A 23,813-nucleotide genomic window follows, 5' to 3' on the forward strand; every position below is an offset into this window, starting at 1 on the left:
ATTATGACCCAGCCCCTGTTGATGCCGAAGGCAACCGCCGTCTGGCTCGTCGACAACACTGCGCTGTCGTTCGAGCAGATCGCCGCCTTCTGCACGCTGCACCCCCTTGAGGTCCAGGGCATTGCTGACGGCGACGTAGCTGGCGGCATCATGGGCGCCAACCCGATCCAGAACGGTCAGTTGACCCGCGAAGAGATCGAAAAGGCCGAAGGCGATCCAAACTATCGCCTCAAGCTCAGCGAACCCAAGGTCCGCGTGGCTGCTGCCAAGCGCAAGGGTCCCCGCTATACGCCAATTTCGCGCCGTAACGAGCGCCCCAACGCTATCAAGTGGCTGGTCCGCAACCATCCAGAGCTCAAGGACGCCCAGATCATGCGTCTGGTCGGCACCACCAAGTCGACCATCGACTCGGTGCGCGAGAGCACCCACTGGAATGCGGCCAACCTGACGGCAATGGACCCCGTCACACTCGGCCTGTGCAGCCAGATCGACCTCGACCTGGAAGTCAAGCGCGCCTCCAAGGGCACCGTTGGCCCAGATGAGGCCGATGAAGGCACGACCCTGATGACCGCCGAGGAAGCGCTGGCCCGTGCCGGCAGCCGCGGCCACTCGGATGAAGAAGGCAGCGAGTTCGCCCACGGCGATCACCGCCCGAGCGAAGCTCAGGAAGAGTTCGACGCGGACTCCGTGTTCGCCAAGCTCAAGTCGCTCAAGAGCGATACCGACAACTAAGAGGCCTCGGCCAGCGGAATGGAAAACAACATCCTGCTGGCCATCTTCGTTCTCCTGGCAGCAAGTGTTGCACTGGTGCCATTCGCCAGGGCCCTCGGCCTTGGCACCGTGCTCGGATACCTCGCCGCAGGCGTTTTGATCGGCCCTTACGGCCTCCGCCTCGTCTCCGACAGCGAATCCATCCGCCAAGTCTCGGAATTCGGCATCGTCATGATGCTGTTCCTGATCGGGCTGGAGCTGCAACCCTCCGAAATCTGGCGCATGCGCCACAAGGTCCTCGGCCTCGGCGTGACCCAGGTTGTCGTCACCGCCACCATCATCGCCCTCGTCATCAAGCTAACCGGGCTGACCTGGGGCGCATCGGCGATTATCGGGCTTGCCTTTGCCATGTCCTCCACCGCCATTGCCATGCAATCGGTCGGCCAGCGCGACATCACCCAGACCGATACAGGCCGCGCCAGCCTCGCGGTGCTTTTGGTGCAGGATGTTTCGGTCATCCCCATTCTGGCCGCCATCCCCCTGCTGGCGCTCGGCAGTCGGCTCAAAAACGAGGTCAACATTGACCATGTCGTTGCCGCCGTCGAAAACCCTATCGACTGGCTGACACCGCTAGCCCTGCTGGGCGTGTTTTTGGCGACGTTGCTGGCCGGGCGCTTCCTCGTCCGCCCGCTGCTCAATTATGTGGCCCGCACGGGCCTCCGCGAAGCCTTTACGGCAGTCGGGCTGGCATTGGTCATCGGCGCGGCGCTCATCACCCAGTATGTCGGCCTCTCGCCTGCCCTTGGCGCCTTTGTCGGCGGCGTGCTTTTGGCAGACAGCGAGTATCGCCACGAGCTCCAGAGCAATCTCGACCCGTTCAAGGGCCTGCTGCTCGGCCTGTTCTTCATCTCGGTCGGCATGTCGATTTCGTTCACCGTGCTGGTGTCCGACCCCATCCGCATCGCTGCGCTGGTCATCGGGCTGATCAGCATCAAGATCGCGGTGCTGTTTGCGCTCGCCACCATTTTCCGCATGCACCTGGCCGACCGCTTGCTGCTGGCAATCCTGTTGAGTCAGGCCGGTGAGTTCGCCTTCGTCGTTCTGCAATTCGCCCAGAGCGCTGGCGCCATTGCGGACGCCGAACACGATATCCTCAGCGTCACCGTGGCCCTGTCCATGGCCACCACACCCCTCCTGCTACTCGCCTTCGACAAGCTGATCGCGCCGCGCCTTGATGCCCGTAGCGAGCCGCGCGCCAATGATACGATCGACAGCCACCAGAAGATTGTCATTCTCGGCTATGGCCGCTTCGGCCAGATCGTGACCCGCATGCTGCGCGCGCAGGGTTTTGAAATGACACTGATCGACGATGACCCGGCGCAGATCGAGACCGTCCGTCGCTTCGGCGTGAAGGTGTTTTACGGCGACGCCTCACGCATCAATCTGCTGCATGCCGCCGGGGTGGATCAGGCCAATCTGGTGGTAATCGCTGTCGGCGGGCGCCAACGCATTCTCGATATCGCCCGCAATGTGCGCCGCCACTTCCCCAATGTCGTCATCGCCTCTCGGGCGGTTGATCGCGGCCATGCCCATGAGCTGATGGAGCTGGGGGTTGAGCTGTTCGAGCGCGAGACCTTCCTCTCAGCCATCAGCCTTGGCTCCAAGGTTCTGGTACAGCTCGGCGTAGCGCCCAACGACGCCCACCACATGGCCGAAGCCTTTGAGCGGCATGACAATCAGCTGCTGCAGGATTCCTATGAAGTGCGCGCCGACGAGGACGCCTATGTCGGCATGGTTCGCCACTCGATGAGCCTTCTCAACGAGGCCATGCGCGGCGACCAGCCCCCTACGCCACCCGACAAGCGGGACTCGCCAAGAGCCGATTAAGGCAATATCACTTTGCCTGGGCACGCCGCTGCCCATCCCGCCGCGTCATCTTTCCGGACCCCACCATGTTCGATCCCTATTTCGTCGCCATTGCCGTGGTTGCGGTGCTGCTTGTCGGCCTCAGCAAGGCGGGTCTACTCGGTAGCCTTGGGGTTGTGGGGGTGCCGCTGCTGACCCTGATCATGCCCGCGCGTGACGCTGCCGGCATGATGCTGCCCGTGCTGCTGGCGATGGACGCGATCGCCGTCTACGCCTATCGCAAGGAATTCAGCTGGCACAATCTGAAAATCCTGCTGCCGGGGGCCGCTGTCGGCACGCTGATCGGCTGGGCGCTGTGGTCTTTCGTGTCCGACGCCATGGTGCTGCTGTTTGTCGGCATCATCACTCTGTTGTTCATTTTGGACGCCATTCTGCCGCTGCGCAAAAAGCTCGAAGGCCTGCCGCCATCGCGCCCGTGGGGCTGGTTCTGGGGCGGCTTTGCCGGCTTTACCAGCTTTGTCAGCCACACCGGTGGCCCGCCGTTCCAGATCTATGTGCTGCCCCAGCGCCTGCCGCCTGCCATCTTTGCTGGCACATCGGCCATTTTCTTTGCCGCGGTGAACTCGGCCAAGCTGATCCCCTATTTTTTCCTGGGTCAGCTCAATGTCCACAATCTGACGCTCTCGGCCGCCCTGATCCCGGTGGGCATTGCCGGCGTCCTGATCGGCATTTATCTCGTGCGCCGCATCTCCATGGTGCTGTTCTACCGCATCGCCTACTGGCTGGTCTTCCTGCTCGCCATCAAGCTGATCTGGGACGGCGTGCGCGGCGTTTTCGGCATATAAAGCCGGACGACCAATCCACCACAGGGTCATTCCGGCGCAGGCCGGAATCCATGTCCGTGGGTCAGAGCACCACCCAGCTCCAGGGTGGCCTTCAGCATGGATCCCGGCTTGCGCCGGGATGACCCAGTGCGAAAGGCAACAAAAAAGGGCCGCAGCAAATGCTGTGACCCTCAATCCCTTACGGGCGTCTGCTTTGTTAGTTGCCGCTACTATATTTCGAGAGTTCGTCCTTCACTTCGAGCTTTTTTCGTTTCAGGGCGCTGACCGCTAGATCATCATACCGGGTGCTTTGCATCTCGGTCTGGATCTGCCGATCCAACTCCTGGTGGCGCCGTTCAAGCGCCGCAACGTGACCTTCAGTCGTCATAACAACTCCTTGAAGCATAAGTGGACGAATCGATCGTCACAAATAATTCACGTCTTGTCGACTGACATTCCGGACCCGCTGGAAATCTGGTGCAAAACACCTTGTGATCGGTTAACCAAGGGTAATATCGCGGCGTCAAGGACCCCTGGTTTTATGTTGCAATTGTCCAAGGAACACGAAGCCGCACTGGGGCTGGAACTGGCTACAAAACGCCAGGAGCACTCGGACCTTAACGCGGCAATCGATACGCTGACCCAGTCGCACGTGGCTGACCGGATGCTCATCCAGCGTCTCAAAAAGCGCAAGCTGGCGCTCAAGGACCGCATCGTCCAACTTGAGAACATTTTACTGCCCGACATCATCGCCTGAGGCCGATCGCGGCTTGAGTTGTGGCGAAATCTGGGCTAATTGCGCGCTTTGCAGAGCTTGAGGGAACGGGGCTCTATGCTGACAAAACCACAAGTCGCCATCGTCATGGGCAGCCAGTCGGACTGGCCCACCATGCGTCTCGCCGCCGAAACGCTTGAAGCGCTCGAAGTGGAATATGAGGCGCGCATCGTCTCTGCCCACCGCACACCCGAACGCATGGTCGAGTTCGCCACCAATGCCCGCGCTGAAGGCTTCAAGGTCATCATCGCCGGAGCCGGAGGCGCTGCCCACCTGCCGGGCATGATCGCTGCCATGACGCCGCTGCCGGTGTTCGGGGTGCCCGTCAAATCCAAGGCGCTGAATGGGCAGGATAGCCTGCTCTCTATCGTGCAGATGCCCGGCGGCATTCCTGTTGGAACGCTCGCCATCGGCGAGCCCGGCGCGATCAATGCAGCCCTGATCGCCGCTGCCGTGCTGGCGCTGAGCGACGATAATCTGGCCGACAGGCTCGATGCCTACCGTGCCCGCCAGACCGAGTCTGTTCCCCTCTTTCCGTCCGACACCGAGTAGCCGCTTGCCCCACGATCTGTCTCCGCTGCCCCAGGGCAGCACCATTGGTATTCTGGGTGGCGGTCAGCTGGGCCGCATGCTGTCACTGGCGGCCAGCAAGCTGGGCATGAAGACCCACATCTACTGCCCGGATGCCAATAGCCCGGCCTTCGAGGTCACCCCGCACAAGACCGTCGCGGCTTATGACGACGAGGCCGCCCTCGCCGCCTTCGCTGATGCGGTCGACGTCATCACCTATGAATTCGAGAACGTTCCGGCGGCAACAGCCGAGTTCCTCGCCGCGCGCAAGCCGCTGCGTCCCGGCGCTAATGCGCTCGCCATCTCTCAGGATCGGCTGGCCGAAAAGAGCTTCCTCGCCTCCAAGAACATTCCCGTGGCGCCGCACCGCGCCGTCGAGTCGCTCGCGGACCTCGAAGCCGCCATTGATGCGCTGGGCCTGCCTGCCGTGCTCAAGACCACGCGGCTGGGTTATGACGGCAAGGGGCAACGTGTGCTGCGCGACCGCGCCGATGCTGCGGCGGCCTTTGCTGCGCTCGAACCCAAGCCGCTCGTGCTCGAGGCCTTCATTCCCTTCGACAAGGAAATCTCCGTCGTCGTTGCCCGCAACACCACAGGCGAAGTGCGCGCCTTCGACGCTGCCGAAAACGTGCATCGCGACCACATCCTCTTCACCAGCACCGTACCGGCCGATATTGCCCCAGGCCTTGAAAAACATGCCGCCATGCTGGCCAAGGTCATCGTCGTGGCCCTCGACTATGTCGGCGTGCTCGGCGTCGAGTTCTTCGTCGTTCCATCGGGCGAGCGCCAGGCGCTGGTGGTCAACGAAATTGCGCCGCGCGTGCACAATTCAGGCCACTGGACCGAAGCCGTCTGCCTGACCGACCAGTTCGAGCAGCACATCCGCGCCGTCCTCGGCTGGCCGCTGGGCGATCCCGCTCGAATGGCGGATGTCGTGATGGAAAATCTCGTCGGCGATGAAGTGCTGACGGTGCCCACCGGCATTGACGGCAACACCCAGCCCCACCTCTACGGCAAGACCGAAATCCGTGCGGGCCGCAAAATGGGCCACATCAACAAGATCACCCGCCGCAGCTGACCCCTAGCGGGCCAGCCACGCCCGCATGGCGGCTACAACGGCATCAGGGTTTTCCATCGTCGGCACATGCGCGCTGTCGGGAAACACCACCAGCTCCGCGCCGGGAATCAGCTCTGCCATCTCTTCGGAGAGCACGCGGGGCGTCAGCATATCTCCCTCGCCCACGCCAACCAGCGTTGGCACGGCTATGGATGGCAAGAACGGTCGAGAATCGATCCGGGCCATGATGGCTTTCTGCTGCGCGAGATAGACATCAAGCCCGACTCGCAGCGTCATCTCCCCAACTTCATCGGCCAAAGGCGTATCGAGATGCTGCTTGATCAACACATCAGGCAACTGCATCCGCGCCACCAGACCGAACTTGCCGCCCGTGGCCGCAGCCATGCCCGCCCGCCGCATCTCCTTGCGGGCCTCGGTGTCGGATCGGGAGGAGGTATCGAGCAATGCCAGGTGCGTAACCCGCTCGGGCGCCTGCCGAATGATCTCCAGAGCCACATAGCCGCCCATGGAGAGGCCCGCGAGGGCGAAACGTGGCGGCGCCGCATCCAGCACCCGCCGCGCCATGGCAGCTATGGAATCGTCCTGCAACAGATCTGCCACCAAGGGCCGAACCTCGTTGCCCAGTTGATCGATCACGTCGCGCCATAGCCGTTCATCGCAGCTCAGCCCCGGCAACAGCACCAGATCGCTTGTCATTGTCACGTCCATGTCGCAAAATCACTGCATCGAATGTCCGCATTCGCCCTGTGGAGAGCAAGCCTTTCCGCGGTTTTTCACAACCGCACAGTGGACAAGCCCAAATGCTTGGTCTATAGAGCGGGCCACGGTGACTAGCTCTGCTGGTCGGCGGTGGGGTCACTTGGCTCCATTGCTTCCATCCAAACCCACATGTCCAAGCTTCGAAAGGGCGGTTGACCTTTGCAAGTAGTCGTTCGCGATAATAACGTTGATCAGGCGCTGCGCGCGCTCAAGAAGAAGCTGCAGCGCGAAGGCGTCTTCCGCGAGATGAAGCTGCGCAACTACTACGAGAAGCCCTCTGAGAAGAAGGCTCGGCAGAAGGCTGAGGCCGTTCGCCGCGCTCGTAAGCTGGCCCGCAAGCGCCTGCAGCGCGAAGGCGGTCTTCCCGCCCCAACCGCAACTGCACGTCCCGGCCAGGCCGGTCGTCCAGCGGCACCGACCCCACGCACCTAAGCGTCGGTCGATATCAAATTTGCAAACGCCGCCCTTTTTGGGCGGCGTTTGTCGTTTCTGGGATGCCTTTTTGATTTAGGGAAAAGACAATACCCCTGCCCGCCACAGGCGCTTCCCTCGGCTTGACCCGAGGGCCACCCAGCCCGGCAGAATGATAAAGAAGCGCTCAGAGAGGACTACAGCCCCGCCCCTCAGGTTTCCGGCGGCAAAACCTCAACCGGGCGCCTGCCCACCTGCCGCATCAGCGCCACTACGATGGTCAGCGCGGCCATGATCGGCATCAGCGTCGTCAGCGCGGTCTCGGCATCGGGGAAGATCAGGCTCGCCAGCAGCGAGCCCAGAAAGCCCCCACCAACCTGAAACACGCCCGTCAGCGCCCCAGCGGCACCTGCTATCGTGCCAAAGCCCGCCATGGCCGCAGCCGTCGCGCTGGGGCCGATAAAGGCCAGCGCCAGCATCCATAGGCCCACCGGGATCATCACCGCCGCCACGCTATCCGGAAACAGCCGCAAGCCCAGCGCAAAGCCCACGCCTGCCAGCGCGATCAACACCAGCCCCACCCGCACCATGGCCACGCCATCTAGCCGCCGCGCCATATATCCCGCCACCACATTGCCGGTGATAAACGCGCCGGTCTGCACCAGCATAGCCATGGCAAACTGGAACGTCGTCAGCCCAATATCGCCGATCAGCACAAAGGGCAGTAGCGCGGCAAAGCCATAGAACCCGCCAAACGCCATCGCCAGAACCAGCGCGGGCACCATGAATTGCCGCGAGACGAGCAGCGTCCCGTAATTGCGCATCACCTGAACCGGTCGGAACGGAATGCGCTGAGCTTTGGGGTGAGTCTCGCGCGTCGCCAACATGGTCATGCCGATGATCGCTGCGCCATAGGCCGCCATCACCAGAAACAGCAGATGCCAGCTGCCCCCGAGCAGAATCACGCTGCCCAATGTCGGCGCGATTGCAGGCGCTACGGTCAGAATCAGATTGATCAGGGTGAGGATGCGGATGGAATCAGCGCCAACGAACTGATCGCGCACCATGGCGCGCGACAGCGCCACGCCCACAGAAACGCCGACACCCTGCAAGGCGCGTCCAGCCAGCAGCCATTCCACGGACGGACCAAACGCCGCCACAAGACTACCCAGCACATATATGGCAAAGAACGAGGCGATGACGCGCTTGCGGCCCAGCGTGTCCGATAGCGGCCCGCACAGCAATTGCGTCAGCGCGAATGCGCCGAAATAGACCGACAGTGACAGCTTGCCCATCGCCTCGGTCGTACCCAGCTCGGCCACGATATTGGGTAGCGCTGGCGCATAGAGCGAAATGGACAGCGGCCCTGCCGCCACCATGAGACCGCCGATAATGGCAGTGCGGCGGGCGGACATGGCAGGCGTGGCGACGGAGGACGTCATGAGTTTAATCCAGACAGAAACGGGCACGTCCGCATGCGGGCTTGCCACGCAGGAAGGTCAAGGCTGATTACGCCTAGTGCCCGGCAGCAGCCTCTGCGCGTTCAAAGAACGGCTTGGCGTGGTTCCAGATGCCACGCTTCCACATATCGCTGTGGCCCGCCCCCGGCTCGATCCACAGCTCGTCCTTGTTGGGCACCAGCGCATAAAGCCGCTCGCCATTGGACACATCCACCGTCACGTCCGCCGTGCCATGCGCAATCAGCACCGGCTCGGTGACGTTGACGATCCACTGATTGACCGGGAACTTGTCTTCCATGACGAGGTTCACCGGCAGGAAGGGATAGCGCTCCCCGGCCACGGTGACGGCCGACAGGAAGGGCGTCTCCAGCAATAGTGCATCGGCATCGCGCAGGCTCGCCGTATAGGTCGAGGGGCCCGAACCCAGCGAGCGGCCCCAGATCACCAGCGGATAGCCCTTTGTCGCGGCCCAGTCGAAGGCAGCAAGCCCGTCCTCGAGAATATGATCCTGAGAAATTGTGCCCGGCGACATCGGGAAGCCCCGATAATCGAAGGCGAGGAAGCCATAGCCGTCGGCCACGAATTGTTCGAAACGCTCATGTTCGGCGCTGAAGCTGCCCGCATTGCCGCGATAATAGACAATGATCGGCTTGGCGCCCTGGGGCGCCTGATACCAACCGGTGATAGCCCCATCGCCTGACGGAATGCTCACCTGCTCGGCGCCGGTCAGTGCCGTTTCGGCTAGCGGAACCACATTGCCCGTCGCCTCATACTGCAGGGCGCGTTGATTGACATACATATAGCCAACCACGCCCGCATAGGCGACGAGGAGCAGCAGGACCAGTCCCGCCAGCACACGAACAAAAAGCTTCACAACACGACCTCAAGGCGATTTGCGCGGCAGACTACACCAGCACGTCGCCACGTCCAGTCGCAGCTAGAGCTCGTCGATGGTTTGCGCCAGAGCGCGCTCGAACACTTCGTCGGGCTGTGCGCCCGACAGCGCGTATTTTTCGCCAAACACAAAGAACGGTACGCCGCGAATGCCCTGTGCTGCCGCGTCCGTCGCCAGCTGTTCGGTGATCGCCAGCTCGTTCTCGTCGTTCATTGCGTCGAGCGCATCGCCACGATCAAAGCCGAACTCGACCGCAATATCGGCCAGCACATTGTCGTCATTGACCTGACGATGCTCAAGAAAATAGGCGTTCGCGATGGCATTGGCCAATTCATGCTGATTGCCGAGCGGCTTGGCCAGACGGGTGATGGTGTGCACCTTCTTGGTCGGGAACATACGTGGCTGCTGGCTCAGATCAAGGTCGATCCCGGCCTTCTTGGCCTCGCTTTCCACCCGCTCCCACATTTCGCTGGGCTCTTTGCCATACTTCTCGCGCAGCATATCGGCCACGACGACGCCCTCTTCAGGCGTATTGGGGTCGAGATAGAAGGGGTGGTTTTCAACGACCACGTCGATGTCGTCTGGCAGGGCCGCAATTGCCTTGTCGAGACGCGCCGAGCCAACAAGGCACCAGGGGCACACCACGTCGGTGAACACATCGATCTTGAGAGTTTTGGTCATGACAAATCCTTTAGTGCGGTCACCTTGCCGCGCGTTTGCCTATCACATGGCGCGGATTGCCCCGGTCTGCAAGGACGCACGTTTTGGTAACTTGCGAATAGCCTAGAGGCTGTTCTGGGTATTGGTCAGGGCGAAGGGCGGCGCCCATGCGGCGGTGAAGGCCAGCCCCACCAGCGCCGAAAAGCCCATCCACAATAACGCAGGCGCCATCACCCAGCCCGCCAATGGCGAGACCGAAGCCGCACGGAGCGCGGCCGCAAAGCCGATAAGACTGAGGGCGACGGCAAAGGCACTGAGGGCAAAAGAATCGAGCGGCGTCACCACAAACGGAAACCCGACAAAACCGATTGCCAGCGCCGCAACCCACCAACTGGCAGAGCTCCCGGCGACACCTTCGCGATGTACCAGATGCCAGGACGCCCCCAGCAGCGGCAGCGTGCCGAGATAAAGCGCCGCGCCAATCCACCCCGGCAGGCCAAACGGCGAGAAGAACAGCGGCAGCATGCCATCGACTTCAACGATCCAGTTGATGAAGCTGAAAGCGGCCAACGGCATGGCCATGGCAAACAACAGCCCAAGGACATCCTGCCCCTTGGCAACAAAAACCGAAGCTGAAGTCTGCGAGATCGTGCTGGTCGCCATAATGGGCACCCCGAATGCTGCTTTCACAGCACCAATGGGCGTAACACACAAAGGGTTCCGTTTACGTCAATGCCAAGGCCGTGAAGGCAACTAATTGAGGAACACCGTCACCGCGTCGCCACGCCCCTCGGCATCCACCACCGAGAGCGTCACATACCCTGCCCCGTCCGGCTGCCATGCGTTCTGCCGCGCAAAGGCCGAACGGCCAAACGGCGCGCCATTGGCAAAGAAAGTGAAGGGCGGCACACCATCGCGCACCTTGACCACGAGCGAACCCGCATTGCCGGCGGTGAGGCCGAGATCGAGGTCCACGCCATTGGCAGGAAAGGCAATCTTGGGCGCAGCATCCCGCGCCACCACATCGAAATTGGGATGACGGAAACGCTTCAAGGGAAGCGGCAATTCCGTATTGGATGCGTAGAGCACGCCCGGTGGCGCCTTGCGCATCGGGGCAGCCCGCGCGCCAAGGCGGTCAAAGCTCTCGAACAGGATCGGCGCAGCTCCAATAATGCCCGACAGGCCCGGCACCGGCGCCCCATCAGGCCGCCCCACCCAGACGCCGATCACCGTCTTGCCATCAAAGCCAATCGCCCAGGCGTCACGATAGCCGTAGGACGTGCCAGTCTTGTAAGCGATGCGCCCCGGCGAACCGTTGAGCGGCGGCGGCACACCAGCCAGAATATTGGCAACGTACCAGGCCGACACCGGATCGAGCACCGGTGCAGCCGTCTCAAACGCAAGACTGGTTTTGGGCGTGACCCCATCGCTCAGCCGCACCGGCGTGCCGCCGCGGGCTATGGCGGCGTAAATAGAGACCAGATCGCGCAGACTGACGCCGACACCGCCCAGCCCAACCGCTAGACTGGGCGCTGTGTTGATGGGCAGGCGCGGATCGGCATAGGCGCGCTTCATGCGCGACACGAGCCGCGCGGGGCCGACGGCATCCAGCACCACCACGGCGGGGACGTTGAGGGAGTCCATCAGCGCCTGACGGATAGTCACCGTGCCGCGACTGAAGCCATCGAAATTGACCGGAACGTAGCCGCCAAACGCCGTTGGCCGATCCTCGATCAGGCTTTCCGGATGCGCCAGCCCCAGCTCGAACGCCAACCCATAGATCAGCGGCTTCAGCGTCGACCCCGGCGAGCGGATCGCCTTGGTCATATCAACATAGCCCGCACTCTGCGTGGCAAACATGCCGGCCGAGCCGACGGAGGCAAGGATTTCGCCCGTCGCTATATCCGCGGCAACAATGGCCACTGACACGCGCGGATCGATCTGCTTGGCCCGCGCCGCGCCCAGGCGTTCCAGCGCGTCCTGCAACCGCTTGTCGACCGTGAGATCAATCTGCCGCGCGCCGGGCTGCGCCCGCACGGCCATCTCGGCCATGTGGCTGGCGAGCATGGGAAACTGACGGCGGGCCGTTGGGATGGGCTCCTGTTTGGCCGCCTCGGCTTCTTCGGCTGGTATCTCGCCAGCTGATACCAGCCGGTCCAGCACCATGTCGCGACTGCGCCGCGCGGCCGCTGGATCGCGGTCCGGCCGTCGCGCCTCGGGCGATTGCGGCAGCGCCACCAACAGCGCCGCCTCGGCCGTGGTCAACCGTGTCGGTTCCTTGCCGAAATAGGCAAGGCTCGCCGCACGAATGCCCTCGATATTGCCGCCATAGGGCGCCAGCGTCAGATAGAGATTGAGAATATCATCCTTGCTGAGCTGCGCCTCGAGGCGGTCAGCATGCACCATCTGGCGCACCTTGCCCCAGAGATTGCGCGTCCCTGCGCCCTCGATCAGCCGCGCCACCTGCATGGTCAACGTCGAGCCGCCCGACACGATATTGCCGCCCGCGCCGACATATTGCCCCGCCGCGCGCAGCATGGCGCCCCATTCAACGCCATGGTGGTCGAGAAAGCCGTGATCCTCGTAAGCGATCAGCATATCGATGAAGCGCCGGTCGACCTGCGCACTGGTCACCGGCAAGCGCCAGCGGCCATCGACAGTCGTAAACGGACGCAACAGCTGCCCGGACCGATCCACCACGGCCACCGACACCGGCATGCTGGCCAGCTGCGGCACCGGCGGCAGGCTTGCCTGCATCTGCGAGACAATTGAGCTGAGCTGGATGAACCCCGCCAGCACCAGCACAAAGAGGGCAAATCCGGCAGCCGTCAGCAGCCGCACCCAGGGGCGCGGCCGCGATTTGGTCTCGCTGTCAGGCTGGACGCTCATTGCCCGGCCTGAGACACCTCGACGCTACCCGCCGCCGTATAGCCCCGGAATTCTGGGCGATACATGTCTTCCACCGTTGCGCCCGGCAGGGCGAAAGTGCCCGGCGTTACCGCGCGGACCATGTAGGCGGTCTTGAACGGGTTGACGTCGGAATAGTAGCGGAAGGCCGCAACGTATTGATCGGTGCGCGACTCCACATGGACCGGGCTATCCGCATCGAGCCAGGAGAAGTCAGACACGCCTTCGCCATCCGACAGGTTCGGATTTTCGATCTCGAACCCGGCGGGCAACGGATCGGCCACGATGAACTGGCCCGAGCCGAGCGATTGCGGACGCACCGAGATCACCACGACCAGACGATCGTTCTGCTTGAGCCCCTGCTCAGGATCAACGCTCGTGCCATCGGGCAGGAAGTATTCCCGGCTGATGGCAAAGCCGTCATTGGCGGCGGCTGGCGGGGTGGTGGGATAGCCCATCACCGTCACCTTGGCCTCGATTGGCTCACTGCCATTATTGGCAATCTCAACCGTCGCAGCCTCGATGGCGCTCTGCTCGAAGCGGCGATAGACCTGACCGGTCAGCGCCTCGCCATCAATGGCAATCGAGCCATCGGTGGTCGTGCGCGCCAAGGCAGCAGCCGCCAGCAGCGTCCAGCTGTCTTCCTGTGTCGAGGTATAGCGTGCGCGTTCGCGCAGCTTGCCCAACTGGCTGGTCAGCAGGTTGATATCGACACCCTCTGGCTTGAACTCGGCTGCCAGCGTCAAAACGCCCGCCGTGTCGCGCAGCTTGGTGCCGTAGTCATTGCGATAGCGCGTAGTGGACGCCTTGGCATCAAGGTCAGTAACAGCCGCCTTGAAGGCAACCGCCGCGCGTGTGCTGTCGCCATAGAGCGCAAGCGCAGCACCGAGCTGAGCTTTGGCCAGAGGCGAGCCGAACGCATCGAGACGGGCTTCCACATAATAGCGGAGGTCACCAATGGCAGCACGACCGGCGCGCGCCAGATCATGCAGCGCATAGGCAACATCTTCGCCGCCATTGTCGAAGTCCGACGCGTAGGACACCTGATTGGACAGATTATCCAGCGCCATGCTCATCGCCTGTTCTGGGATGGCATAGCCCGCCGCCTTGGCGCGGATCAGGAAGTCGGTGACATAGGCATCCAGCCACAAATCACCGCCATCGAACGGCCCCCACAGGCCAAATCCACCCGACGACGTCTGCTTGGCCAGCACCGAGATCACTGCCTTATTGACCGTATCCTTGAGCTTGCCGTCTTCATCCAGACCAATCATCGACGCCACCTCATTGAGGTACAGCAGCGGCAAGGCACGGCTCGAAGTCTGCTCGACGCAACCATAAGGATAGCGATCGAGCGAGAGCAGCAGGCCGGGCACATCGAGGCGGGCAATCGGGCCCACCGCGAGGGTCATGGTGCCGGTATTGGCCATATAGCTGTCGAAATAGTCCGCACCCAGCTTGATGGTCTCGCCAGCGGCAATCGGCACGATCCGACTGGTGGTCACCGGCGCGCTGGTGGGACGAACGCCCAGCAGCAATTCCTTGGTTTGCGTCGAGCCATCCGGCGCAGTGATCGTCAGCACAACCGGCCAATCGCCAATCTCGGTGCCATTCAGCGCCAGATTGAGAGAAGTCCGGTCACCCTCAGCCAGCTCAACCTCGGAGCTTTCCGCATCGGTGGTGATGCCCTGACCGGTGCTGAGCGCGATGCCATACTTGCCGGCTGCGCCGCCAACATTGTTGACCTCAACCAAGAGACGCGACGCATCGCCAACACGGAGGAACCGTGGTGGGCTCAGTGTCACCACAACCGGATCGCGGACGATCACGTCTGCCGACGCATGGCCAACGGCGCTGGCGCTCCAGGCCATGGCCATCAGCCGCACCGTGCCCGAGAAATCGGGCATCTCAAAGGTCACGGTCGCATTGCCATCGCCATCGACCTGAACGATGCCGCTATGCAGCGCCACCAGCACCGACGTGGGCGGAGGCGTGCCCAGACGTGATGCGCCGCCATCGCCACCTGAGCGCAATGCGCCCGGCAGACCCTGGGTCGGGTCGATCAGTTGCCCGTAGAGATCGCGCACTTCCATGCCCAGCTGACGCTGGCCGAAATACCAGTCATCCGGGCTCGGCACCTTGAAGTTGGTGAGGTTCAAAATACCTAGATCCACGGCAGCCACAGCCACATAGGCCGTTTCGCCCGCTGCCACATTGCCCAGCTTGACCGTTGCTGTGAAGCTCTGGCGCGGCAGGGTCACATCTGGCGCATCGATCGTGGTGGCGAGCTTCATATTGCCCGGTTCCACATCGGCAAACGCCAGACCCAGCGCGCGCGCCGGCATACGCTTTTCGGCGGCGTCGGACGGACGATACAGGATCGCCGTCACATAGGCGCCCGGGCCCCAGTCATCGGTCACCGTTAGTGGCACAGTCGTGCCACCTTCCGGCACTTCGACCGCAACCATATCGATGATGCGGTTATCGACCACCATCACCAGCGCGGTGCCGGCAAACTGCGGATCGAGCTTGAGATTGGCTGTTTCGCCAGCGCGATAGGCCGGTTTGTCCAGCGCGACCTTGAGGGTGTCAGGCGTGTCCGTGCCAGCGTCGGCATAGTAATAACCGGCATAGAACTGATAGCTCGACGAAGTCGGGTTGGACCCGGTGGTTTCAACCTCGAGCTGATACTGGCCCCATTTCACATCGGCACCGACGCGGACCGGTCCGCCATCGGGCGTATCGACCGTGCCATTAGCAACGTCACGTGTTGTGGTGATGGCTTCCCATTTCCAGGCGCTGCCATCGCGGTACCACTGATAGGTGGTTTCGATGCGCGACAGGCGCCAGCTTACGTCGCTCTTGGCAATGGCCTTGCCTTCTGGCGACACCGCGACGATGTCAAACTCAGCCTTGCTGCCGTCCTGAAGGCCAGTCGGATCGCTGAAGGCTGGCTTGATGCCCAGACGATCAACCGTGGCCAGGACAGGGCGGGTAATGCTGCGCTCGACGGTGCGGCCATTGGTATCGACCAGACGGAGCAGCACCTGCGCCTGCAGGGGACGCGTCGTCGACTGTGGCTCAGGCAGCAGCACTTCGGCGACAGCATTGCCCGCCTCGTCCGTGGTTGCGACAACGCCCAGCGGCTCGCGGTTGGTTTCGATGCTGTCATCGAGACGGCCAAACGTGTATCCGGCAAAGCCATCCAGCGTCGTCATAGGGCGCAGGATGGCATCGGCTTCGATGGCGAGGTCTGGCGCGGTTGCGCCATAGAGATAGCGCGCCGAAACATTGATCTCGTTGTCGACGCCGGTCTCAAAGGTCTTGGCATCGCTGGTGAGATCAAACGCCAGACGCTCGGGTTCAAAATCTTCCACGAGGAATGTTGTGGTGGTCAGCGCCTCGGCCTTTGGATCGGCATAGAGGCGAATGGTCCACGAGCCGCGCATCGCGTCGGAGACCATTGGTAGCGCAGTGAAATAGCCACCTGCCCCACCGTCCTTGAGCACATCGCGCGTGGCGACGACACCATCAGGGCGCTCGACTTCCAGCGTCAGCGGCAGATTGAGCACCGCCTTGGCGCGATCATCGCGCAGCAGCGCCGTGAGAAACACGGTTTCGCCCGGACGATAGACGCCGCGCTCGGTGGTCGCGAACAGATCAAGCGGGCCCGGCGATGGGCGCCCCTCGACACCACGGTCGGTCAGATCGAATGCAGGCTTGGAGAGATCAAGGAACGCGTAATCATCGTCCTTGGTCTCGGCCACCAGCAATTGCGGCGCCCGACCACCCGTGCCGCGGGCCAGACCCGGCGGGAACACGGCCCGACCATCAGCGTCGGTCACCGCTTCGCCCAGGATGTCATTGTTCACCGCAACAAGGCGAACTGGCACGCCTGCGCGCGGCTTGGCATCATCGAGCCCGCGCACAAAGGCATGCACGCCATCATCGCCCGCAATGGAGGTCAGGCCGAGGTTGGACACGATGAACCACTGTGTTGCAACGCTGTCCCAATAGTCCTCCTCGGTGCCCGCGACCTTGGCCGTCACCACATAGGCGCCGGGCGGAATGTCCTTGACCACTTCGGCGACCGGAATGGCTGTCGTCACCATGGCATTGGCTGCGCCACGGGCCAGATCGACCTTCCCGTCCCAGATCTGTTCGCCATAGAGGTTGACGATATCCTCGGCCGAATAGCCGGACAGCGAGCCCTGGAAAATCCCATCGCGTACGGCCGACGCAATCGCTCGATCACCAATGCGGTAGATCATGACATCTGCGGTTTCGGCATTGACCGAAGTGATCGGCAGACCGCCGCCAAGGCCCGAAGGCATCACATAGGCATTGTTGGCAAAGGCCACGAAGGGCGAGCGATCCGGCACATAAACGTCGAGCTTGACGTCCTTGCGCAGCGCTTCGCCATCGGCAGACGGCAGGCCCGAGCGGAACTGGATGGAATAGCGGCTGCCATGCTGCACGCCCTCGATGCAGATCTGGCTCTGCTCGGTTTCGACGGCAATCTGCGGTGCATTGGCCACCACGACATAGCCGGACAGATCGGTGCTGGCCGCTGGCAATGGATCAGAGAACGACACGCAAATGCGCGGCGAAGCCGCCTCGGCATCAACATCATGGCTGACAATGCGGAAGCCATGCTGGGCAATCACGTCGTCCAGATGCGCCGACAGGCGCTTGTTGGGCGAAAGCGCCAGTGCCACGCGATAGGTCGCAATCGCCTCGCGCCACATGTCGCGATATTCAATGGCTTCGGCCAGTGCCTGCAGCGCCTTGGCGCGCGGCTCGGCATCAACCGTGCGGATAAAGGCATTCATGGCCGCAGAACTTGCTGTCTGCGCCAGATCGTAACTGTTGTCGCCTTCCGACTGCCCAGCAACAGCGCGCGCCTGCGTCAGCGCAGCGTCAGCCAGCGCCTGCCACACAACAGGATCGTTCGGATTGATCCCCAAAGCCTGGCGGAACGCACTGATGGCCCCAACTGCATAGTCTGTCGCAGCATACTCTTCGCCCTGCGCCACGAGGTCGGCATAACTGGTCTTGGGTGGCGGCGCGTCGGTCTGGGGCAATTCGGTCGCGAGGCGCTTGGCCGCGTCGACAATGCTCTGGCCGGGGAATGGCAGCTCAGCCAGACGCTCATTTTCGAGGTCAACGCCGCTGCGGTCGACCTTGCCCGACGTTGCGCCGGCAAACTGAACGATCTCGGCAGAACCGGATTTGAGGAAGCACCAGTTGGATTTGCCGTTGAAGGTGAAGGCATTGCAGATTTTATCATCAACGCAAGCCGACTGGCACGCATCGAGTGTGGTGTCCTTGAGAATGGAATAATCAAAGCCGGGCAGATCGGCACTTTCGATCAGGCTGATCTTGGGATCAGCGGCCGACGCGCCGCCAACGCCCATCCCAAAAAGCAACGCCGCGCACAAAAAGCCAACAACACCAAGCTTGCGCATACGTCATTCTCCCTGAGACCGCCCAAAGGCTAGGCGCGGCGACTATATCGGGGGCGAATGACATTGGTAAAGCGATCACAGATTTCCTCATCCACCTGCGCCCCCTTGCTTTTTTCGGAAATAGCCTCGAACCTTAAGTTCTATTGAGGTTTTCATGCAGCATTTTCTCAGTGTCGGCGAGGTAGCGTCCCGCAGCGGTATCGCGGTGTCAGCGCTGCATTTTTATGAAACCAAGGGGCTGATCCGCTCCACGCGCAGCGCCGGCAATCAGCGGCGCTATGACAGCGGCGTGTTGCGCCGCATCGCCGTTATCCGCATTGCGCAGGACCTTGGCGTCTCCCTGGCCGAAATCGGCGCGGCGCTGGCCAGCCTGCCCGAGGGGCGCACACCCAATGCCGCAGACTGGGCGCGGCTCTCCACCATCTGGCGCGATAGCCTCGATCAACGCATTCTCCGCCTGCAACGCTTGCGCGACGGGCTTGGGGACTGCATAGGCTGCGGGTGCCTCTCGACCATCCATTGCCCGCTGCGCAATCCCGATGATCGTCTGGGCGCAAACGGCAGCGGCCCCCGCCTGCTGATCGATCCATCAGAAGCACTGCCATGAGCGACACCGACCGTCTTGATGCGCTGGAAACCCGCATCACCTACCAGGACCGCACCATCGAAGAGCTCAATGCCACGATAACAGCGCAATGGCGCCAGATCGACATTCTGACCCGCAAGCTTGATACTATCGAGCAACAGGTCCGCTCGGGCGTTCATATCGCCGACCCAAGCACGGAACCACCACCACCGCATTATTGAGCTAGCGCTCGCCACAAAAATCGCGCGGACATGTCGATCCCTGCCCCCGCCAATCGTCTAGTGTGTTGTCACGGGCTTGGAGGAGCATCGCTATGGAACACCGATATGGCTGGGTTATTGTCGCCGCAGGAGCACTGATCACCTGCGTTGCGGCGGGATCAATGTTCGCGCTGCCGGTTTATCTGCAACCCATGGCCGACGAAACCGGCTGGAGCCGAGCCGGCATTTCGATGGCCATGACCATCGGCTTTCTGGTCATGGGTGTCGCTGGCTTTGCCTGGGGCACCATCACCGACCGCATCGGTGCCCGGCCCGTCGTCTTCATCGCCTCGATCTTTTTGGGCACCGGACTATTGCTCGCCAGCCGCGCGCCCAATCTGCTGGTGTTCCAGATTGCTTTTGGTGGTCTCTGTGGTGCTTCGGTCGGGGCGTTCTTCGCGCCGATCATGGCCACCACCATCGGCTGGTTCGACAAGCATCGCGCCCTGGCGGTTTCACTCGTCTCCATCGGCGGTGGTGTCGCCCCCATGGTCATCACGCCTTTGGCCAGTGTGCTCATCACCAATTATGGCTGGCGCACTGCCATGCTGATGATCGCCATCGGCGTGCTGGTCATCCTCGTGCCCACGTCCCTGCTGATCCGCCGTGCGCCCGAGGCGCTAACCGAGCCAGCAATGGCAGCGGCTCCAGCCAGCACAGAGCCCAAGCCACGATCGGATATTGCAGCGGCGTTGCGCACGCCGCAGTTCGTCATTCTCGCCGCGACGTTTTTCCTCTGCTGCGCCGCCCATTCCGGACCAATTTTCCACACCGTCAGTTATGCCATGCTGTGCGGTGCCTCGGCGCTGGCCGCAGCCAGCATTTACAGCGTCGAGGGTGTGGCGGGGCTGTTTGGCCGCCTGTTGTTTGGCCTGCTCGCTGACCGGATTGGGGTCAAGCGCGTCATTGTCGGCGGCCTCGTGCTGCAGGCGGTGGGCATCTACACCTATATCTACGTCACCCAGCTCACCGACTTCTACATGCTGGCGGCGGTGCTGGGCATGGCCTATGGCGGGGTGATGCCGCTCTACGCGGTTTTGGCGCGCGACTATTTCCCAGCCCATGTCATGGGCACCGTGCTCGGCGCCATTACCATGACCTCCAGCATCGGCATGGCCTTTGGCCCCATCGGCGGCGGCTGGATTTTCGATACTTTTGGGGATTACCACTGGCTCTATGTCGCCTCGGCCGCCATCGGCCTTGCCGCTGCCGCCGTGGCCCTTGGCTTTCCCCGTCCGTCCGGCCCAAGCAAAGATCCCGCTTTGGCCGCTGCGTGACGCGCAAACAAAAAGGCCCGCCGAAGCGGGCCTTTCCAATTCCTAGTGGCCGAGAGCCTTGACGATGTCTTCCGTCATCTTCTTGGCATCACCGAACAACATCATGGTGTTGTCGCGGAAGAACAGCTCGTTCTGCACGCCCGCATAACCTGCCGCCATGCCGCGCTTGATGAACAGCACGGTACCGGCGTCTTCGACGTTCAGCACTGGCATGCCATAGATCGGCGAGGTCTTGTCGGTCTTGGCCGATGGGTTGGTCACGTCATTGGCGCCAATCACGAAGGCCACGTCGGACTGGGCGAACTCGGAGTTGATGTCTTCGAGCTCGAACACTTCGTCGTAAGGCACGTTGGCTTCAGCCAGCAGCACGTTCATGTGGCCAGGCATACGACCAGCAACAGGGTGGATTGCGTACTTGACGGTGACGCCTTCCTTCTTGAGCAGGTCAGCCATTTCACGCAGGGCGTGCTGTGCCTGGGCAACGGCCATGCCGTAACCGGGCACGATGATGACCTTGCCGGCATTCTTCATCAGGAAGGCAGCATCGTCTGCCGCACCCTGCTTGACCGGGCGGGTCTCTTCTTCCGCCGAACCGGCAGCGCTGGTATCGGCACCAAAGCCACCCAGAATCACCGAGATGAAGCTGCGGTTCATCGCCTTGCACATGATGTACGACAGGATCGCACCCGACGAACCAACCAGAGCGCCGGTGATGATCAGAGCCGTGTTACCAAGCGTGAAGCCGATGCCTGCCGCTGCCCAACCCGAGTAGGAATTGAGCATCGAGACGACCACGGGCATATCCGCGCCGCCGATCGGGATGATCATCAGACCACCCAGCACCAGGGCCAGAACGGTGATGATCCAGAACAGTACCGGATCGCCCGACTGCGTGAATGCAACGACGAGGCCAACGATCACCAAAGCCAGGGCAATGTGGATCAGGTGGCGCGCTGGCAGCATGATCGGCTTGCCGCCCATATTGCCATTGAGCTTGAGGAACGCGATGACCGAACCGGTGAAGGTGAAGGCACCGATGGCCGTACCGATCGACATTTCGACCAGCGCCTGCGCGTGGATGTGGCCGATGTCACCAATGCCGAACGCCACAGGGGCATAGAGCGCAGCGGCAGCCACGAACACGGCAGCCAGACCAACCAGCGAGTGGAAGGCAGCAACCAGCTGCGGCATGTCGGTCATCTTGACCGTGCGGGCCATATAGGCGCCGATGCCACCACCGACGGCAATGCCGCCAATGATCAGCGCCCAGCTTTCCCAATCAGATGGCGCAGCCACCATGAGCGTGGTGACAATGGCAATGCCCATGCCGACCATGCCGAACGTGTTGCCACGACGCGAAGTCTTTGGGCTGGACAGGCCATGCAGCGCCAGAATGAACAGCGCACCAGCGAGCAGATACAGAAGGGCAGAGATATCCCCAGAGATCATCTAATCAACCCTTCTTCTTGTACATTGCCAGCATGCGCTGGGTGACGAGGAACCCGCCGAAAATATTGACTGATGCAAAGACCAGGGCGATGAACCCGAAGATCTTGGATTCCCAGCTGCCGCCATGCACCAGGCTCACGCCCACGGCCAGCAGCGCACCGACCACGATCACCGAGGAGATCGCATTGGTCACGCTCATCAGCGGGGTGTGCAGCGCCGGGGTCACCGACCACACCACGAAATAGCCCACGAAGATCGCCAGCACGAAAATGGCGAGACGGAAGGTGAAAGGGTCGATCACCCCTCCGGTTGCGGAATGCACCGCGGCCGCGATGACATCGGCGGTCTGTTCTGCCGTTGTTTCCATTTACTTGGTTTCCTTGGGTGCTGCGGGCGTCTTTGGTGCGGCAGGCTTCTTGGCCGCTGCGGGCTTTGCGGCGGCTGGCTTGGCTGCCGCTGGCTTCTTGGCCGCTGGAGCCTTGGCAGCCGGAGCTCCTGCATCCGTGGCGGCCGCGGGCTTTTTGGCTGGCGCGCGCCTGGCCGGAGCCGGTTTCGCTTCGGTCGCTGCAGGCGCCTCGGCCTTTGGTGCAGCGGCAGTCTTGGCAGCAGGCTTTTTGGCTGGCGCTGCAGCTGGCTCGGCCTTGGCCGCAGCCGGCTTTGCCGGAGCCTTGGCAGCAGAAGCGTCCGCCGCCGCAGCAGCATTGACGAAGTTCGGGTGTACGACGGCGCCATCGCGCGTCAAAACGGTTGCCTTGACCAGCTCGTCATCCCAGTTGACCGCCAGAACCTTGGCCTTGGCGTCGATCAGGGTGGTGAGGAAAGCGAGCAGATTGCGCGAATAGAGCTGGCTGGCCGTCGTCGGGATGCGACCCTGCACATTGGTGTAGCCGATGATCTTGACGCCGTTGTGCTCGATAACCTTGCCGGGCACGGTCAGCTCGACATTGCCGCCGCGCTCTGCGGCCAGATCGACGATCACCGAACCTGGTGCCATCGACTCAACCATGGCCTTGGTGATCAGCCGTGGCGCAGGGCGACCAGGGATCAGGGCGGTGGTGATGACGATGTCCTGCTTGGCGATGTGGGCCGCAGTCAGTTCGGCCTGCTTGGCCTGATATTCAGCCGACATCTGCTTGGCATAACCGCCTGCAGTTTCGGCCTGCTTGAACTCATCGTCTTCGACAGCGATGAACTTGCCACCGAGCGATTCAACCTGCTCTTTGGCCGCTGGACGCACGTCGGTGGCCGAAACTACGGCGCCGAGGCGCTTTGCCGTTGCGATGGCCTGCAGGCCGGCAACACCAGCACCCATGACGAAGGCCTTGGCCGGACGCACGGTACCGGCTGCAGTCATCATCATTGGCATGGCGCGATCGAATTCGGCAGCCGCCTCAACAACGCCCTGATAACCGGCCAGGTTGGCCTGGCTGGACAGGATATCCATCACCTGCGCGCGCGTAATGCGTGGCATGAATTCCATGGACACCGCTGTCACGCCGGCCTTGGCCAGCGCCGCGATATCATTGTCGTTGCCGTAGGGGTCGAGCGCACCAATCAGCAGCGCGCCCTTGGCGACACCCGACAGTGATGCAGCAGTGGGACGGCGCACGGTCAGCACGACTTCGGCGCCCTTGAGCGCTGCATCAGCACTGGCTGCAATGGTCGCCCCAGCGGCGACATATTCGCTGTCCAGAATACGCGAGCCAGTGCCCGCGCCTTTTTCGACGGACACGCTGGCGCCGAGGGCGATCAGCTTGCCGACGGTCTCAGGGGTCGCCGCAACGCGGTTTTCACCCTCGGTCCGTTCACGGACTATGGCAATTTTCATAAAAGTCTCCTGCCCGCCTGCCCGACGGA

At 62.3% G+C, this 23,813-nt stretch carries 21 protein-coding genes; 10 read left to right on the forward strand and 11 right to left on the reverse strand.

Annotation, left to right across the window (positions count from 1 at the left end):
• Positions 1-3: 3 nt before the first annotated feature.
• From WH87_RS02080 to WH87_RS02090, 3 genes are all read left to right on the forward strand, one after another.
• Entirely contained in the window at positions 4-732 is a 729-nt protein-coding gene (locus WH87_RS02080) for a DUF1013 domain-containing protein (RefSeq protein ID WP_046140035.1), read from the forward strand.
• Between the two features lie 18 nt (positions 733-750).
• Positions 751-2,598, forward strand: a complete 1,848-nt coding sequence (locus tag WH87_RS02085) for a monovalent cation:proton antiporter-2 (CPA2) family protein (protein ID WP_046140034.1) — start codon at positions 751-753, stop codon at positions 2,596-2,598.
• 65 nt (positions 2,599-2,663) lie between these two features.
• Positions 2,664-3,422: a sulfite exporter TauE/SafE family protein gene (locus tag WH87_RS02090; protein WP_046140033.1), complete on the forward strand. Its 759-nt coding sequence runs from the start codon at positions 2,664-2,666 to the stop codon at positions 3,420-3,422.
• Positions 3,423-3,618: 196 nt separating this feature from the next.
• On the opposite strand, the gene WH87_RS02095 is transcribed toward WH87_RS02090, so the two are convergent.
• Complete coding sequence (locus tag WH87_RS02095) at positions 3,619-3,789, reverse strand: YdcH family protein (RefSeq protein WP_082092463.1); 171 nt, start codon at positions 3,787-3,789, stop codon at positions 3,619-3,621.
• A 153-nt stretch (positions 3,790-3,942) separates the two neighbouring features.
• Between WH87_RS02095 and WH87_RS02100 the strand changes: the two genes are divergently transcribed.
• From WH87_RS02100 to WH87_RS02110, 3 genes are all read left to right on the forward strand, one after another.
• Complete coding sequence (locus WH87_RS02100; protein WP_455350779.1) at positions 3,943-4,158, forward strand: YdcH family protein; 216 nt, start codon at positions 3,943-3,945, stop codon at positions 4,156-4,158.
• Between the two features lie 75 nt (positions 4,159-4,233).
• The gene (gene purE, locus WH87_RS02105) at positions 4,234-4,728 is read left to right on the forward strand and encodes a 5-(carboxyamino)imidazole ribonucleotide mutase (RefSeq protein ID WP_046140031.1); all 495 of its coding nucleotides are present in this window, start codon (positions 4,234-4,236) and stop codon (positions 4,726-4,728) included.
• A gap of 4 nt (positions 4,729-4,732) precedes the next feature.
• A complete protein-coding gene (locus tag WH87_RS02110) occupies positions 4,733-5,824 on the forward strand; it encodes a 5-(carboxyamino)imidazole ribonucleotide synthase (protein ID WP_281175159.1) in 1,092 nt (363 codons plus the stop codon).
• Positions 5,825-5,827: 3 nt separating this feature from the next.
• On the opposite strand, the gene WH87_RS02115 is transcribed toward WH87_RS02110, so the two are convergent.
• On the reverse strand, positions 5,828-6,520 hold the full coding sequence (locus WH87_RS02115; RefSeq protein ID WP_046140160.1) for an alpha/beta fold hydrolase: 693 nt from the start codon (positions 6,518-6,520) through the stop codon (positions 5,828-5,830).
• A 222-nt stretch (positions 6,521-6,742) separates the two neighbouring features.
• Between WH87_RS02115 and rpsU the strand changes: the two genes are divergently transcribed.
• Positions 6,743-7,015, forward strand: coding sequence for a 30S ribosomal protein S21 (gene rpsU, locus WH87_RS02120; RefSeq protein WP_046140030.1), 273 nt, complete (start codon positions 6,743-6,745; stop codon positions 7,013-7,015).
• Positions 7,016-7,206: 191 nt separating this feature from the next.
• On the opposite strand, the gene WH87_RS02125 is transcribed toward rpsU, so the two are convergent.
• The 6 genes from WH87_RS02125 to WH87_RS02150 all read right to left on the reverse strand — a co-directional run bounded on the left by WH87_RS02125 (position 7,207) and on the right by WH87_RS02150 (position 18,384).
• Positions 7,207-8,436, reverse strand: coding sequence for a multidrug effflux MFS transporter (locus tag WH87_RS02125; protein WP_046140029.1), 1,230 nt, complete (start codon positions 8,434-8,436; stop codon positions 7,207-7,209).
• 73 nt (positions 8,437-8,509) lie between these two features.
• The gene (locus tag WH87_RS02130; protein ID WP_046140028.1) at positions 8,510-9,328 is read right to left on the reverse strand and encodes an alpha/beta hydrolase; all 819 of its coding nucleotides are present in this window, start codon (positions 9,326-9,328) and stop codon (positions 8,510-8,512) included.
• 63 nt (positions 9,329-9,391) lie between these two features.
• Positions 9,392-10,030, reverse strand: coding sequence for a DsbA family oxidoreductase (locus WH87_RS02135; protein ID WP_046140027.1), 639 nt, complete (start codon positions 10,028-10,030; stop codon positions 9,392-9,394).
• A 102-nt stretch (positions 10,031-10,132) separates the two neighbouring features.
• Positions 10,133-10,672 (reverse strand): hypothetical protein, encoded by a 540-nt coding sequence (locus WH87_RS02140; protein ID WP_046140026.1) that lies wholly within the window; start codon positions 10,670-10,672, stop codon positions 10,133-10,135.
• A gap of 90 nt (positions 10,673-10,762) precedes the next feature.
• Positions 10,763-12,898 carry a penicillin-binding protein 1C gene (gene pbpC, locus WH87_RS02145; RefSeq protein WP_082092440.1) on the reverse strand — a complete coding sequence of 712 codons (2,136 nt, stop codon included), beginning with the start codon at positions 12,896-12,898 and terminating at the stop codon, positions 10,763-10,765.
• The gene (locus tag WH87_RS02150; protein WP_046140025.1) at positions 12,895-18,384 is read right to left on the reverse strand and encodes an alpha-2-macroglobulin family protein; all 5,490 of its coding nucleotides are present in this window, start codon (positions 18,382-18,384) and stop codon (positions 12,895-12,897) included. The genes pbpC and WH87_RS02150 overlap by 4 nt, the downstream gene beginning before the upstream one ends.
• Before the next feature lie 154 nt (positions 18,385-18,538).
• On the opposite strand from WH87_RS02150, the gene soxR reads away from it, so the two are divergent.
• From soxR to WH87_RS02165, 3 genes are all read left to right on the forward strand, one after another.
• Positions 18,539-18,991 carry a redox-sensitive transcriptional activator SoxR gene (gene soxR / locus WH87_RS02155; protein ID WP_046140024.1) on the forward strand — a complete coding sequence of 151 codons (453 nt, stop codon included), beginning with the start codon at positions 18,539-18,541 and terminating at the stop codon, positions 18,989-18,991.
• The gene (locus WH87_RS02160) at positions 18,988-19,191 is read left to right on the forward strand and encodes a SlyX family protein (RefSeq protein ID WP_046140023.1); all 204 of its coding nucleotides are present in this window, start codon (positions 18,988-18,990) and stop codon (positions 19,189-19,191) included. Before soxR ends, WH87_RS02160 begins: the two co-directional genes overlap by 4 nt.
• A gap of 92 nt (positions 19,192-19,283) precedes the next feature.
• Positions 19,284-20,507: an MFS transporter gene (locus tag WH87_RS02165; RefSeq protein ID WP_046140022.1), complete on the forward strand. Its 1,224-nt coding sequence runs from the start codon at positions 19,284-19,286 to the stop codon at positions 20,505-20,507.
• Positions 20,508-20,549: 42 nt separating this feature from the next.
• Here WH87_RS02165 and WH87_RS02170 read toward each other — a convergent pair whose 3' ends face one another.
• Genes WH87_RS02170 through WH87_RS02180 form a run of 3 tightly spaced genes read right to left on the reverse strand, consistent with a single transcriptional unit; the run spans position 20,550 to position 23,784 of the window.
• A complete protein-coding gene (locus WH87_RS02170) occupies positions 20,550-21,956 on the reverse strand; it encodes an NAD(P)(+) transhydrogenase (Re/Si-specific) subunit beta (RefSeq protein WP_407060020.1) in 1,407 nt (468 codons plus the stop codon).
• A 4-nt stretch (positions 21,957-21,960) separates the two neighbouring features.
• Positions 21,961-22,323 carry a proton-translocating transhydrogenase family protein gene (locus tag WH87_RS02175; protein WP_046140021.1) on the reverse strand — a complete coding sequence of 121 codons (363 nt, stop codon included), beginning with the start codon at positions 22,321-22,323 and terminating at the stop codon, positions 21,961-21,963.
• A complete protein-coding gene (locus tag WH87_RS02180; RefSeq protein ID WP_046140020.1) occupies positions 22,324-23,784 on the reverse strand; it encodes a Re/Si-specific NAD(P)(+) transhydrogenase subunit alpha in 1,461 nt (486 codons plus the stop codon).
• Between the last annotated feature and the right edge of the window lie 29 nt (positions 23,785-23,813).

The organism is Devosia epidermidihirudinis, from assembly GCF_000971295.1.
GTDB lineage: Bacteria > Pseudomonadota > Alphaproteobacteria > Rhizobiales > Devosiaceae > Devosia > Devosia epidermidihirudinis.